Source organism: Proteus sp. G2300 (genome assembly GCF_009915965.1).
GTDB lineage: Bacteria > Pseudomonadota > Gammaproteobacteria > Enterobacterales > Enterobacteriaceae > Proteus > Proteus vulgaris.
The window spans coordinates 440,114-452,796 of record NZ_JAABNK010000023.1; the positions used below are offsets into that span (position 1 = coordinate 440,114).

At 39.1% G+C, this 12,683-nt stretch carries 19 protein-coding genes; 8 read left to right on the top strand and 11 right to left on the bottom strand.

Features of this window, described 5'->3' with window-relative positions; genetic code table 11:
- Positions 1–119: 119 nt before the first annotated feature.
- The 11 genes from GWI97_RS13535 to GWI97_RS13580 form a co-directional block, all read right to left on the bottom strand.
- The gene (locus GWI97_RS13535) at positions 120–1,604 is read right to left on the bottom strand and encodes a hypothetical protein (RefSeq protein ID WP_004243357.1); all 1,485 of its coding nucleotides are present in this window, start codon (positions 1,602–1,604) and stop codon (positions 120–122) included.
- Positions 1,604–2,167 (bottom strand): terminase small subunit, encoded by a 564-nt coding sequence (locus GWI97_RS13540; RefSeq protein ID WP_049203721.1) that lies wholly within the window; start codon positions 2,165–2,167, stop codon positions 1,604–1,606. Before GWI97_RS13540 ends, GWI97_RS13535 begins: the two co-directional genes overlap by 1 nt.
- A 104-nt stretch (positions 2,168–2,271) precedes the next feature.
- Positions 2,272–2,631: a hypothetical protein gene (locus GWI97_RS13545; protein WP_161752037.1), complete on the bottom strand. Its 360-nt coding sequence runs from the start codon at positions 2,629–2,631 to the stop codon at positions 2,272–2,274.
- A gap of 59 nt (positions 2,632–2,690) precedes the next feature.
- Entirely contained in the window at positions 2,691–3,266 is a 576-nt protein-coding gene (locus GWI97_RS13550) for a hypothetical protein (protein ID WP_161752038.1), read from the bottom strand.
- Positions 3,267–3,481: 215 nt separating this feature from the next.
- Positions 3,482–3,733: a hypothetical protein gene (locus GWI97_RS18240; protein WP_202609431.1), complete on the bottom strand. Its 252-nt coding sequence runs from the start codon at positions 3,731–3,733 to the stop codon at positions 3,482–3,484.
- Between the two features lie 47 nt (positions 3,734–3,780).
- The gene (locus GWI97_RS13555) at positions 3,781–4,176 is read right to left on the bottom strand and encodes a RusA family crossover junction endodeoxyribonuclease (RefSeq protein WP_161752039.1); all 396 of its coding nucleotides are present in this window, start codon (positions 4,174–4,176) and stop codon (positions 3,781–3,783) included.
- Positions 4,173–4,586, bottom strand: coding sequence for a hypothetical protein (locus tag GWI97_RS13560; RefSeq protein WP_161752040.1), 414 nt, complete (start codon positions 4,584–4,586; stop codon positions 4,173–4,175). The genes GWI97_RS13555 and GWI97_RS13560 overlap by 4 nt, the downstream gene beginning before the upstream one ends.
- 246 nt (positions 4,587–4,832) lie before the next feature.
- The gene (locus tag GWI97_RS13565; protein ID WP_004243368.1) at positions 4,833–5,558 is read right to left on the bottom strand and encodes an ATP-binding protein; all 726 of its coding nucleotides are present in this window, start codon (positions 5,556–5,558) and stop codon (positions 4,833–4,835) included.
- A complete protein-coding gene (locus GWI97_RS13570) occupies positions 5,558–6,400 on the bottom strand; it encodes a hypothetical protein (RefSeq protein ID WP_036976826.1) in 843 nt (280 codons plus the stop codon). The genes GWI97_RS13565 and GWI97_RS13570 overlap by 1 nt, the downstream gene beginning before the upstream one ends.
- Positions 6,401–6,410: 10 nt before the next feature.
- Positions 6,411–6,596, bottom strand: a complete 186-nt coding sequence (locus GWI97_RS13575) for a hypothetical protein (RefSeq protein WP_004243371.1) — start codon at positions 6,594–6,596, stop codon at positions 6,411–6,413.
- A gap of 139 nt (positions 6,597–6,735) precedes the next feature.
- Positions 6,736–6,957, bottom strand: coding sequence for a hypothetical protein (locus tag GWI97_RS13580; protein ID WP_231135526.1), 222 nt, complete (start codon positions 6,955–6,957; stop codon positions 6,736–6,738).
- Positions 6,958–7,091: 134 nt separating this feature from the next.
- On the opposite strand from GWI97_RS13580, the gene GWI97_RS13585 reads away from it, so the two are divergent.
- The 8 genes from GWI97_RS13585 to GWI97_RS13615 all read left to right on the top strand — a co-directional run bounded on the left by GWI97_RS13585 (position 7,092) and on the right by GWI97_RS13615 (position 12,627).
- Positions 7,092–7,700, top strand: a complete 609-nt coding sequence (locus tag GWI97_RS13585; RefSeq protein WP_072068383.1) for a DNA-binding protein — start codon at positions 7,092–7,094, stop codon at positions 7,698–7,700.
- 248 nt (positions 7,701–7,948) lie between these two features.
- Positions 7,949–8,110, top strand: a complete 162-nt coding sequence (locus GWI97_RS18245; RefSeq protein ID WP_004243375.1) for a hypothetical protein — start codon at positions 7,949–7,951, stop codon at positions 8,108–8,110.
- Positions 8,097–9,821 (top strand): PD-(D/E)XK nuclease-like domain-containing protein, encoded by a 1,725-nt coding sequence (locus GWI97_RS13590; RefSeq protein ID WP_161752041.1) that lies wholly within the window; start codon positions 8,097–8,099, stop codon positions 9,819–9,821. Before GWI97_RS18245 ends, GWI97_RS13590 begins: the two co-directional genes overlap by 14 nt.
- 45 nt (positions 9,822–9,866) lie before the next feature.
- The gene (locus GWI97_RS13595) at positions 9,867–10,949 is read left to right on the top strand and encodes a RecT family recombinase (protein WP_161752042.1); all 1,083 of its coding nucleotides are present in this window, start codon (positions 9,867–9,869) and stop codon (positions 10,947–10,949) included.
- Positions 10,950–10,993: 44 nt separating this feature from the next.
- Positions 10,994–11,251: a helix-turn-helix transcriptional regulator gene (locus GWI97_RS13600; protein ID WP_161752043.1), complete on the top strand. Its 258-nt coding sequence runs from the start codon at positions 10,994–10,996 to the stop codon at positions 11,249–11,251.
- Between the two features lie 55 nt (positions 11,252–11,306).
- Positions 11,307–11,576: a hypothetical protein gene (locus tag GWI97_RS13605; RefSeq protein WP_161752044.1), complete on the top strand. Its 270-nt coding sequence runs from the start codon at positions 11,307–11,309 to the stop codon at positions 11,574–11,576.
- 23 nt (positions 11,577–11,599) lie between these two features.
- Positions 11,600–12,094: an ASCH domain-containing protein gene (locus GWI97_RS13610; protein ID WP_161752045.1), complete on the top strand. Its 495-nt coding sequence runs from the start codon at positions 11,600–11,602 to the stop codon at positions 12,092–12,094.
- Positions 12,094–12,627, top strand: a complete 534-nt coding sequence (locus GWI97_RS13615; protein WP_161752046.1) for a hypothetical protein — start codon at positions 12,094–12,096, stop codon at positions 12,625–12,627. The genes GWI97_RS13610 and GWI97_RS13615 overlap by 1 nt, the downstream gene beginning before the upstream one ends.
- Positions 12,628–12,683 lie beyond the last annotated feature (56 nt).

Sequence of the window (12,683 nt, forward strand, 5' to 3'; positions counted from 1 at the left end):
ATTAAAAATTATAACTACCATTTTGGTTATGCAATGCCACTGCATTTTTTCTCGGTATTGTTACCACGACAGCGTGCTTTAACTTAGGACTGTTTGCCCTCTACTCCAGAGGGCTTTTTTTATGCGAATGGATCGTAATCTGAATTGCTGACATTAACGCCAGAATGAGGTGAGGAATAATTTCTATCTATTTTGGTGACTGGATAGGCGAATGTCAGTGCTAGCGCATCACCTTTACCCGGTGAACGACCAAGACGTTTTTTAATTTCTGTTTTATCTTCTAGTACAATCTTGCTATCGATAACACGAACCTTGTATTCACCACATGACAAATCATCTGCGGTTTCCTGATCATCAATAGCCCCACCAATTTTTAGCCATGTCTTAACGCTGTTATACATTTCACCACGTTTGTTTAGCATTTGTGGATCTGTTGATGCACCGCCAAACTTAACTAAACGCCACACGCGCCCCCAACTTGTTCCAATGGAGTGAATGCCGGTACCATATCCAAAGTCGATATGAACAGCATCAGCCTTGTATTGATCTTCAAAGTCAGCAATACGCTTTGCCATAACAACATCGTCAGTTGTTTTAAAGCCCGTCCACAAACACTTACTGAATAAACCTTGACGTAAATAAATCACCGCGTCATCAATACCAGAATAGGCAGGGTCAACACCAATAATTACAGGCGCATGAGCAACTTCTGCCTGTGTGACAATCCGCTTCATGGCTTCATCAGTTAAACCTGTTGGGATAAACTGTAGTTCTGATGCTGACGGGAACACACCACGAACACGGACTTTAAAGAAGTCGCTATCTTCGCCGTAGTCCTCTTCCCAGTTTTTAATCTGCTCTTTGTTGCTACCTTCAACGGTACGGCTATCAATCTGCTTGGTGTTCCAACGATGTTTAAACTTACGAAAACACTCACGAAAGCGCCCTGTATTACGAGTTGGGTTACCAAATGCTATCCAAATGATTTCGGTACCTTCATCCGTTAACGCCCCTTCTGCCACTTCCCATACCAGATCGGCAATGTTAGACGCTTCATCAAATACTAAGATAATTCGCTTACCTTTGTTGTGAAGCCCTGCGAATGCCTCCGTATTGTTCTCTGACCACGGTACCGCATCAGCACGCCAAGCATTAGCGTGATTAGGATCGTTTGAGTAGATAGCTGTCTTAGTACAAGTAAACCAATTATTGGTAAGTGATAGCCGTTGCCACTTCGCTATTTCTGGCCACGTTTTAGTGCGTAACTGATTTTCAGTGTTGGCAGTGACGACTACCTTACAATCTTCGCAGGTATCCATACCCCACTTGATGATCATTGAAATAAATGCCGATTTACCGATACCATGACCAGAAGCACGAGCAAGTAATAATGGCTGGTGGCGTGTCTTTGGATTGCGTAGATGTTCACCGATTTCATTTAATGCTTCGGCTTGCCACTGACGAGGGCCATTGTATTCTTCAAGCTCTCCACCAGCTTCACCCCACGGAAATGCGTAATACGCATAACCTAATGGATCATGCGTAAATGATGCAATATCTTCAATGAGTTGTTCTTCTGGTGACTTCTGCAAAGCTTCTGACATTACTCAATGCTCCCTTGCTGAGCACGTTTACGAGCAGATGCCAACTTATCAGCCAGCGATACGTTTACATCAACCTGCACCCTATCTCTAAAAGCATTGATATCAACGTGCTTACCAATCAGTTCAAGCACCTTAATTTTATCCAGCAACTTCACTTTTTTAATGCGAGTATCACCGTCAATATCAATGATATCGAATGCAGCAACACTTTTACGCCAAATAGGTGACCATTCAGATATTGGTTTAATATCGCCTTTCTCATTGAGAATATCGGCAATATCTGCATCAAGCATATCAACTAAGCGCTTGAGTACATTATCTGCACTCATCTTGGTGCGCTTATTGCGCTGTTGCATAAGTTGTGCGATACGCTCTTGAATACGGGGATCAGCCATTAGCTGTGATGCGCGTTTGCAAGCACTGCCAGACGCATATCCAGCAGAGATTGCAGCATCAGTTTGATTATCGGGGGATTTGATATATTCCTGACAGAAACGTTCCATCTTGTCGTTGATAGGCGTTGGCTGTCGTGCAGGTTTCTTTCTTGGTCTTTTGATAGTCATAATCATCACCTCTTTGGTTATTATGGCTATTCAAAATATAACATTCAAATTTTATAAGCATTACCTAAACTTATTTGGTTGACAAAATCGCGTCAACCAAATTTCTATTTTGCTATCGTTCTGTCAACCAAGTTAAGTTGTAATTCGCGATATCCATAAGTTACCCAACATTTAGCATCACCAGATAAACAACATTGCTGAACAGGTAACTGCTCACCACAACGCTCACACTTACGCTTAGATAGTTCCTCAGCTTGTCGTTTATACTCGGCATCATCTTTACGAATAAGCATCTGCAAGTATTCAACAACATCATACGGTTCACGACCAGGCATACGCAGAAAACAATTACGCATTAACATCTCCAGCTCTTGATTATCCACCAGCAATTCAATCTTCGTTACGCCAAACTCCTTTTGGCGCTTACGTTGTAATGCCTTACGTTCAGCAGGTGATTTAGCCATTAAGTGACACTCCAATCACAGTAACAACGACACACCAGAATACAGCGAATAAAATGTACTTAGTTAACATTTACTAGCTCCTCAGGTATCTCAACTTCATTACCTATCTCAAGCATAACAACCGCTCGGCAAATAGCTTCTTGAGCAGTATTAGCAGTGGCGTAATCACCCATTAAATGTGGCGGTGATGCATAGCAATAATTAACCCCATCAACTTCCTCAAACATTAAATCAATCCAGTAGTTATTTATAAGCTCGCCACATTCACGCCAATCACTTGAATATTGCTTAACGAAAAAATCAATTCGTAGCCCACCTTTAGGTGGAAATGTATAACCGCTCTCTAAATATCCAACTGGAGCTAATACCATCCCCTCATTTTTTCCATCAATATCAGGAGGTACTGGAATTAATTCATATCCACCAACTGCTAATGCTACTGCATAGTTAAGCGCTCTACCTGTAAGTTTTGAGGTCTTAATTTTCATCATTGCAATTTCATTGCTTTGCAAATCATCCTCACCCTGTTCGTTAAGATAATTATTTATTGCACCACACTGCTTACATTCCGTATGAGATAAATTTGTTATAGGTCCAATCCAAACAACTTCTCCACCACAATCAGCACATACCATTATTTCGACCTCAATTAAAAAAACTCACAAGTTTCAATGAATTTAATCGTAACAATCGGTTCATAACTCGCTCACTACGATATGGCTTATATAACTTACGATTCCAATCGTCCGCTTGTTTTCCAGCTTTCACATATCTTCGCTTACGTCTCATCCTTTCATCAGAATAAATCCACATCAATTTTTTAATTTCTGTTCCTTTCATCACTCAACCCTCAATTAATAGCGCTATGGTATTCGACGCTCAAATTGTCTGCATGAGCGCCACATAAATTAGCCCAGAAGATTATCGTTGCCTCTGCATCTAATTCACATTCAGCTTGCATTAGCTTTTCAAATGGTTTTCCGTTCCATGTGCCAGTAATTTTGTAAACCGCTCCGTCATCCATCTGAAAAATCCTCTTGCGTGACATGTCACGGTTGTTTGATATGTTGAATGGCCTAATAGCATCAATTTCTTGGCTCATAATTTCTTCCCAAACTCATTCAACGATTAATTAACTCAGTCACGAACTTAACGAATGGTAATAAGTTCATGATTTTCTGTATTTTCAGGTAACGTTACCCCTATCTTCCCTTGTTCACCCCAAAGCTTTGACGCACTGATATTCCACACTCTGCAATCTTCATCAAATATGGCGTCCATAACGGCCTTAATCAGATTATCGACATCAGGACGTTGCTGGTGAGGTTTACCATTCATCTCAATGCGTTTCTTCTTGCTCCATGATTTAGGCATAGGAATAACAAACGTTAGGTGAGCACCGCTTTCCGGTAACGTAAAACGGTTAGCTCTCATCTCGTCACAAAAAGCGTGGTACTTAACGACAACGGGTCTTTTCTTCCATACGTCACGCTGTGTCATACGTGGCTTTGATACAGGATTGATATAATAAATTTGCTGTTTCATGCGCGTACCGCCACCAGCATTGCGTTCATACGGTTATGAATATCAGCAATCTTTCCATGCTGTAACGGTGGTAAACTCTTTCTGACGTAAGTTAGTGAGCCTTTCTGACAGATAACATGCCTATCCGTAGGTTTTGCTGACTTCTTGGTCATTAGAGAGGCTTCTTTTTTGATATCTAAATCACGTAGACGCTCCATGTAATCAGGCGCTAGCGTGTATACATAACCAATACCGACTACCGCTTTGCGCTCAACAACCGCGCATTCAACCAACTTGATCAACGCATAATTGGTCGTTGAGCGATTTTTCTTACCATCAAGCTCTGAGGCAATCTCGGTTATTTCGTTAACTGATAACGGTTTTTTCTTGTCATGTAATATTTCAACAACAAAATCCTGCATAAATTTCATGTACGATAACCCTTAAGAGATTAATCATTATGGTTAATATATCCAATTTGGTTATGTTTTCAAGTATAAAAAAACAGAGTTTTTAATTAAACTCATACCCACTTAAAACGCTCTCAAATCGTCTATACGCTGTTTTCACTACTCAGACACCCAATCGCATACCTACAACAAATAAAACTCACCAGTGTTTATTACGCTAAGAATTTTGATATCCAATAACCCCTATTTGATTTTTAGTTTACGAAATTACTTAACTAAACGCCGATAGCTTTGCCATGTGAAATTTATCGTTGTTGGATTTCCCATTCGGAGTCGATCTATTACTCGTTCATCCAACACTTTGGATAGTTGGGTATAATTTAGGTTTGTAAGCACTCCAACAGGCTTTTTGTTTGCTAGTCTTCGGTCCACTACTTGAAATATAATTAATTCCTCATTGAGGTTTCCACGTTGTACACCCACATCATCAAGCACTAGCAAATCAACATCACACAGATCATCTATCAGTTTTGACTCTGTTGTTTTAGCATCCTTTTGATAGGTTTCACGAACCTTCATCATTATGTCCGGCAGTGTAGCGATCAGAATACTTTTCCCTTTTTGGATAATGTGGTTGCCTATGGCTGACGCTAAATGATTTTTTCCAGTACCAGGATTACCACTGAAAATGAACCCACCAAATGATTTACCAAATTGCTCAGCGTATCTCTTAGCTTTGTACAACGCTCTTTGTTGGTCTTCACATGTAACGTCATAATTATCGAATGAACAATTTTGGTGTAATGGGCTAATACCTGATCTACCCATGATTTTATTTAAACGAGCTACTCGGTTTTCATTTGCGATCCTCATTGAATCAATTTCACCCTGCTCTCGTTGCCATGCCATTAATTCAGCAGAAGTAGTAAATTTAGGTTTAATATGCTCAGGCATTATTCGCTTTAGCCTTGCTAAGGTTGATGATGCAGTCATCAGAAGTCCTCCGGTATAAACTCATCGTTCTTTTGAGGTTGAATGATCCGTTGTGGTGGTGAAACGTTTGGTTTGAATAGTCCTTGCCAGCCATTTGTAATGGTTTTGCTAATTATTTCTTCAGGTGAAAAACCTAACTCATAACACTCAGTGAGTAATTTTATTTGTCCACTGAACGTTTGTTTCGATTTTATCGGGTGCTTGATTTCCTTTCGGTACTCAATCCACTTCTCCCAAACTTCAGGATTTAGCCAATCAGGTATTTTTTCTTCCAGGATATTAAAACCTCGCTTTTGTACCGACTTTTTTTTCAAGGGGGATTTAGGGGGTTTTATATCTTGTTCTTGTTCCTGCTCCTGTTCTTGGCTTCGTAGGGTCTTCAAAGCCCCTTCCAAGCCCCTTTCATTTTTTATCGATGATTCTCTTGCAGAACTTAAATTAAAAGCATCTTTATACTTATCATAAAACATTGATAGAAATTGATTTTTAGGCTGAGAGTCATACTCTCTTTGTATACCGATACACCGGTTATCTGATGGCTTCAAAGATGATGCTATTTGATATTTTGCCATCTCGATCACCCAAACAACTTCAGCATCCTCATCATAGTGGCAAAAACCTGCTTCAATGCACCTTAGAAGCCCCTTAGAAGCCCCTTCTAAACCTAGCCCTGTTTCGTGCGCCATATAGATAATAGGTAGGTAATACATTCCGATCATATTGGCGTGAGGATTGGTTAATAAGTACATAGAGACAATAAGTGCTTCATGCCCTTTTTCTCTTATTTCCTTACCTGTTTTTCCTATCCAAAATTGTGGGGAAACTTTTCCATAGTCACGCATAAAACACCATTCACTTAGCGCTGTTAATTAATTGCTTTAACACAGAGCGATAGACTGTTGAATTTTCAAAGTTGCATTTAACGCAAACACCATTACAAACATAACGTTCAGCAACATGACCGTTCTTGCATTTCTTACCTGTAAAAAATTTTCCAAGCCCTTTTGACGCAGCTTCTTTTCGACTAATAATCTCCATTTCAACCTCATTTGATTATGTGTATGTGCAAATGCTATCCGTTATTTTAAAATATATCAACCTAAAAAGACTTATTGGTTATCAATAAAAAATTAAGGACCACCGAAGTGATCCTTATCTATAAACAGCCTTTGAATTATTATCGAATAAAGAAATTGATTAATTGCTCTCTGGTTGCATCTGCACCGAACTCAATACAGACATCATATAACTTATTGAGTTTACTTAGTGATGGTTTGCGTTTTGCATAGCGTAGCTGATGTGATAGATACAATTGGCTATATCCCGTTCTTTGAGAGAATGCTTCTCTTTGCTTAATCGTTAAGCCATTCCAAAATTTTTTAAAGTCGAAAACTTCCATAATTTCACCAATTTGATTAACCAATAAATAATAGTAACCGTTTAGGTACTTTACCAAAAGGGTTATTTGTTTGTTTAATACACCATAACTTAATCAAATTTGTATAAAGAATAGACACCAAAGGACTTGGAGAAATGAAAAGCATTGCTGAAATTAGAAAAGATAACCTGATTTATATTATTGAACGCTACTACAACGGCAAACAAAAACTATTGGCTGATGCGTTAGGCGTAGCACCAAGTATGATCTCTCGTTACCTATCACCAAAAGATTTAAAAAGTCATCGTGAACTCACCGACCCAATGTCACGCAAAATTGAATATGTGACTAGAATTAGCAAATATTGGATGGATGTAGACCACTTAAAAGAAGGTCATGCGGAGTCAGAAAAAGAGGAATATATTCCGACTGAAATTGGCAAGATACTCTCAGATAACATCACAACATTTATGTTAAACGATGGAATAAAATCAAGAGTTAAGCTTTCTGTCGATTCAGGGCTTGCACAATCAACAGTTAACCGCATTATTAATTGTGAAGCCAGTGCCACCGCTGAAAGCATTGATGCCATTGCAAAAGCAATGGGTCGCCAAGCCTATGAATTACTGATCCCTAAAAATGATAAAGGCACTATTAACTATGATAGAAGAGCCTATTCAAAACTTCCCACCAGCGAACAAGCTGCTATTGAAAACTTCATTGAATTTATCATTAATAAAAACCAGCCTATCTCCCACGACTAACCCTTTCCATTAAAAAGAAGTCATATACTGGCTTCTTTTTACTCTTAATAAATCATTAAATTTCATAGTGATAAAAACAAACATAACCATATTGGTGATTTATTTGTTTTTCATGGTTGACAATGGTTAATTTATGGTTATGATTAAAAGCATAAGTTAACCAATACGGTTAATTTGCTCTTTAACAATATGGATAAAAGAGACTGATTTTTTAATGCGCTCAGACATAACCAATTTGGTGATTAGTCATGATCTTTTATATCAAAGACGGTAAGCATGTATTTACCTTATCTGGCTTAAATGAGTCACAGTCATTTGACAATTTTAAAGCCGGTATTGAGTGGGCTTATGTAAGAAAGCTCGCATTACAAACAGAACAATTAGTAGGTAAACAAAATGTCAGACACTAAGCACTTAAATATGTTGATTGCAAAAGCTCTTTTACTTAACCAAGATATTACTGATAGCGAACAAGTAGATGCGCTAACAGCTCATATCAACGGTGATATTGAAAAAGAAGAATTTAAGCAATATGACCACTTTATTAATATCACGCTACTTGCACTTTCATTGGTTCCTAATATCAGCAGTGAACTCAGTGAAGAGCAAATCGTTAACGCTATTATGTCATTTATTGATAACCCTGATATGCGTAGCGTTCGTCATAGAGTTAATCACTTTAACTCATTAATAAATCCAAAAAACACCTCAAATGAGGTAGAAAAAAAGGAAGCGCCTCAGGAAGAGGTGATTTTTCACGCTACTAAAGATAACCAAAGCGGTCAACTCAAGGAGGTAGAAGATATTTCAAAGGAAAAAAATGACCAACCTGCTTATTTTGAACCTGGTCGTTATCCCGATATTCCTAACGAGGTGTATCACAGTTCAAACGGTATCAGTAGTTCGATGCTAAAAGATGCTCGTATTAGTTTGATGTATTACGAGTTACGCCATGTAACAAAAGTTATTGAGCGTGAAAATAAGCGTTGTTTCGACTTAGGTAGCGCATTTCACACGTTAACAATGGAACCTGAAAAGTTTGATGCTGAATTCAGTGTTAAACCAATTATTCCAGAAGGTGCCTTTACAACAACGGAAACAATGAAGTCATGGATTGACGAATACAACAATAAGTTGCCTAAAAAGCTCTCACAAGATGAGTTAAAAGCAATTATTGAAGAACATAATGCCACTCTGACACCGCAACTTTCCACCAGCGGAAAAGCCGAAGATCTAGGTCAGATATACATGCAGTTGCCCGATAAATTTAAAACCATCCCCGAAGATGGAAAATTTACTGGTGCAGCAATGAAAGCCTGTATCAAAGCCTATAATGATACTTTGCCAACACCATTGAAAACCTCAGGTAATACAGACGCATTACTTGAGCAGATATACCACCACATCAACCCTGAATTATATTTAGCAGAAACAAATAAGCCTGAGCCACTTAGAAAACCCGTCAAGAAAGATGATCTCATGCAGGTCATTAAAGAAGTAAAACCTGATGCTGTATTTGAAGATGAAATCATTAGCCAATGGCTTAGTGACGATTCAAAAATTCATGTTCAAACCGTTGACTATGAAATGGCAAATAACATGCGTAACGCTGTTATGAACCACAAAGAAGCATCCAGTTTATTAAACCATCCTAACCGCGTATCAGAAGTGAGCTACTACGGCATTGATGAAGATACCGGCCTTGAAATTCGTGTTCGTCCTGATATCGAAATTCAAACAGAAAATAACCGATTAGGTTTTGACCTCAAATCAGTAGCACTTGGTCGATTTAAACAAGATGCCATTGAAGCCATGATCCGCAGAGAAATCATTAATCGAGATTATCACATCAGTGCAGCTATGTATTGTGACGTGGCAATGCTGGATCAGTTCTTCTGGATATTCGTTAACAAAGACGAGCATTACCACTGGGTTGCTATCGTTGAAGCCTCTCCTGAGTTACTTGAACTGGGTCGCGCTGAGTACAAAAAGACACTGCGTGATATCCGTGAAGCTATGGATACAGGATATTGGCCAGCGCCAATCACCACTACTCTCACTATCGGTATCACTGACTTTGAGCAGAGAAAGTTAGAAGAACTGCAAAACGAAGTCGCTTAATAAAACTGCGCTTGAACAATCAGGCGCACGCTTGGAGTAAATATTATGTCAGAAGTAGCCACTATTGATCAGAGTAACAACTTAGCAGTATTCAACCCTGATAAGTTAAGTAGCCTAATTGAGTTTTCAAAAATAATGGCTAAAGGGAAAATTACAGTACCCGAACATTTGCGCGGTAACGATTCTGATTGTTTAGCCATTACCATGCAAGCGATGCAATGGGATATGAACCCGTTTGTTGTGGCTCAAAAAACCTATACCGTTAATGGCGTTCTTGGGTATGAGGCGCAATTAGTAAACGCCTTAGTATCAAGCTCAACAGCTATTCAAGGGCGCTTTCATTATGAATATAGCGAAACTGGTTGGGAGAAACTAACCAAAAGCAAAGAAATAACAAAACAACGAAACGGTAAAGACTATTCATTTCGTGTTCGTGATTGGACTGATGCAGATGAGCATGGTTTATGGATACGTGTAGGGGCAATTCTTCGTGGTGAAAGTGAAATTACGTGGGGAGAGAAAATTTACCTATCTAGTGTCGTTACTCGCAATTCCCCTCTCTGGTCAACAAACCCAAAACAGCAGTTAGCGTATCTCGCTGTAAAATATTGGGCCCGTCTTTATTGCCCTGAAGTTATCCTAGGTGTGTATACACCAGAAGAACTTGAAGATCGTCCGATTAAAGACATCACTCCACCGAAAGAACGTGTAAGCATTAATGAAATCACCAATCAGCAACAGCCAATCAATGCTGAACCGGTAAACGAGACTCAAGGCGAGTTTATCCCTAAGTTCAATGCTGAAGCCTTTAGATTAGCTATTGATGATGTTCAAACTGTCGAAGAAGCTAAAAATATTCGTGCAGAAATTGAGAACTTAAAAAATGAAATGGGGATCAACCTATTTACTGAATTAAAAAATAAAGCAGTACAGGCATACCACCGCATTGATGCACGCAATACCCTAGAAGCTTCTATTAACTCACTTCCTGAATCTGGCTCACCCGAAGCCACAGAAGCATTTGAAAAAGTAGACAAGCTACTTAAATCAAGCAAAAGAAAACTCGGTGATGAGTTATACGAGTCTTTCTCTATCACGCTTGATGATATGCGCCCTGAATACCAGTGATCCTATTTAATGCGGAGCGGTACTGCTCCGCAAGGAGTTTAAATATGAATATTAAATTACCTACCAACCCTATTCGTATGCCTGATGTTTTAAAGCTAACAGGGCTTTCTCGTTCAACTATTCGCACCTTAGAGAAGAAAGGCGATTTTCCAAAGCGTATGTATTTGTCGGTGCGTTGCGTGGCATGGGAGGCTCATGAAGTATATGAATGGATAGATAAGAAAGCTAAATCAAGAGAGACACCCAAGTGTTACACCGAACGTAAGCGTAATGAAGCTGGGCAGTTTGTGAGTAACGTCTAACCCCTACCCGTTAACCAAAGAACTCAGTGTAAGGATGCAATGAAGAGGAATGACGATGAAACATCCATCAATTATACAAATTAGCAACGATAGTATTCAAACGCTACTAATGAAAGGGGAACATACCGCCAACGAGGTGATTAATTCAGCCATTGAGTCTGGGGAAATAGATGAGAGTGACCGCCAATTTTGGGAAAAATACAACAAGGTAGATATTTGTTATTTCAAAGCAGTTCCCAAGCCTGGTTATTCAGCGTATTACCATGAATCAAGCAAAGATGTTAAAGGTGCATTTTTAGCAACGGCTGTCATGGTTTATTGGTAAGGATGCAATGCGGAAGAATGAATATGAAAGACAGAATCAAGTTTAACGATGTAATGCTAAAGGCTGTCATAGATGGCAGAAAAACGCAGACACGCAGGCCGATTAAACCACAACCAAAAGTAACCGAAGATGGGTTACGCTATCTTAGCGCATGGCAAGATGATTACACACTATCAGAGCAAGTATGCGCAGCATGGCGGCATGGATTTGTTGATGTTGATTGCCCGTATGGTGAGATTGGCGACATTATCAACATTGCAAACAAGGACGGTAATATCAAAGGAAAAATTGAAATTACTGATATTTGGTTGCAACAGGTTCAGGAAATATCACAGCAAGACGCAATGAAAGAAGGCGCACCACAAAATCACGCTTCCATTGACGCTGTATCGCGTGAGTATGATTTCCCTGATTTTTCGCGTTCATGGTTCGCTCAAATATGGATAGATATATACGGAAAAGACAGCTGGGTAAGCAACGAATGGGGATGGGTTATTGAGTTTAAAAAGGTGGAGTGATGAAAATTGAACAATCTCAAGTTACTAAGTTAGTAATAACAGATCTTGAGCGACACGACCCTATCCATGTTTACCTTGAAGATTACGGTAATAACCGTCAAGGTCGAGTGACTATTAGTGAGTTTGGAAAGTCATGGTCATGTTACTGGGGTGGCATGGGAATGTCTCTTACTGAGTTTTTATTATGGATAACAAACCAATATTGGATTGGTTGTTTAGATTCAAGCTTAGAAAGGGAAATTGACGCTGATAATAAAGAAAATATTGCATTTGTCAGAAAGCAAATAATCGAGTTAAGAAAGAATAAGGATATTAACGAGTTTGAAGCTCGTAGCATGTTTGATGATGCTGAATATAGGGATGATATAAAACAGGATGTACTTAGTTGTGACCCATTTAATAAATATGGTGATCTTCTTGGAGATGATCCGTGGTTAGCTCCATGGCCTAAACAAGAAAACCCCGACTATTGGCGAATGGAATCACGATTAAACGCTATTCGTGAGGCATTAAAGCAAATAAATGTGAATTAAGGAGGTGTTTTGACAGTGGATTAGTCACATGGATGTGAGTATGATTTCTGCTTTAA

Excerpts from the sequence above, each read along its gene's own strand:
- GWI97_RS13535 (WP_004243357.1), bottom strand. The coding sequence starts at position 1,604 with ATGTCAGAAGCTTTGCAGAAGTCACCAGAAGAACAACTCATTGAAGAT.
- GWI97_RS13540 (WP_049203721.1), bottom strand. The coding sequence starts at position 2,167 with ATGACTATCAAAAGACCAAGAAAGAAACCTGCACGACAGCCAACGCCT.
- GWI97_RS13545 (WP_161752037.1), bottom strand. The coding sequence starts at position 2,631 with ATGGCTAAATCACCTGCTGAACGTAAGGCATTACAACGTAAGCGCCAA.
- GWI97_RS13550 (WP_161752038.1), bottom strand. The coding sequence starts at position 3,266 with ATGGTATGTGCTGATTGTGGTGGAGAAGTTGTTTGGATTGGACCTATA.
- GWI97_RS18240 (WP_202609431.1), bottom strand. The coding sequence starts at position 3,733 with ATGAGCCAAGAAATTGATGCTATTAGGCCATTCAACATATCAAACAAC.
- GWI97_RS13555 (WP_161752039.1), bottom strand. The coding sequence starts at position 4,176 with ATGAAACAGCAAATTTATTATATCAATCCTGTATCAAAGCCACGTATG.
- GWI97_RS13560 (WP_161752040.1), bottom strand. The coding sequence starts at position 4,586 with ATGAAATTTATGCAGGATTTTGTTGTTGAAATATTACATGACAAGAAA.
- GWI97_RS13565 (WP_004243368.1), bottom strand. The coding sequence starts at position 5,558 with ATGACTGCATCATCAACCTTAGCAAGGCTAAAGCGAATAATGCCTGAG.
- GWI97_RS13570 (WP_036976826.1), bottom strand. The coding sequence starts at position 6,400 with ATGCGTGACTATGGAAAAGTTTCCCCACAATTTTGGATAGGAAAAACA.
- GWI97_RS13575 (WP_004243371.1), bottom strand. The coding sequence starts at position 6,596 with ATGGAGATTATTAGTCGAAAAGAAGCTGCGTCAAAAGGGCTTGGAAAA.
- GWI97_RS13580 (WP_231135526.1), bottom strand. The coding sequence starts at position 6,957 with ATGGAAGTTTTCGACTTTAAAAAATTTTGGAATGGCTTAACGATTAAG.
- GWI97_RS13585 (WP_072068383.1), top strand. The coding sequence starts at position 7,092 with ATGAAAAGCATTGCTGAAATTAGAAAAGATAACCTGATTTATATTATT.
- GWI97_RS18245 (WP_004243375.1), top strand. The coding sequence starts at position 7,949 with ATGATCTTTTATATCAAAGACGGTAAGCATGTATTTACCTTATCTGGC.
- GWI97_RS13590 (WP_161752041.1), top strand. The coding sequence starts at position 8,097 with ATGTCAGACACTAAGCACTTAAATATGTTGATTGCAAAAGCTCTTTTA.
- GWI97_RS13595 (WP_161752042.1), top strand. The coding sequence starts at position 9,867 with ATGTCAGAAGTAGCCACTATTGATCAGAGTAACAACTTAGCAGTATTC.
- GWI97_RS13600 (WP_161752043.1), top strand. The coding sequence starts at position 10,994 with ATGAATATTAAATTACCTACCAACCCTATTCGTATGCCTGATGTTTTA.
- GWI97_RS13605 (WP_161752044.1), top strand. The coding sequence starts at position 11,307 with ATGAAACATCCATCAATTATACAAATTAGCAACGATAGTATTCAAACG.
- GWI97_RS13610 (WP_161752045.1), top strand. The coding sequence starts at position 11,600 with ATGAAAGACAGAATCAAGTTTAACGATGTAATGCTAAAGGCTGTCATA.
- GWI97_RS13615 (WP_161752046.1), top strand. The coding sequence starts at position 12,094 with ATGAAAATTGAACAATCTCAAGTTACTAAGTTAGTAATAACAGATCTT.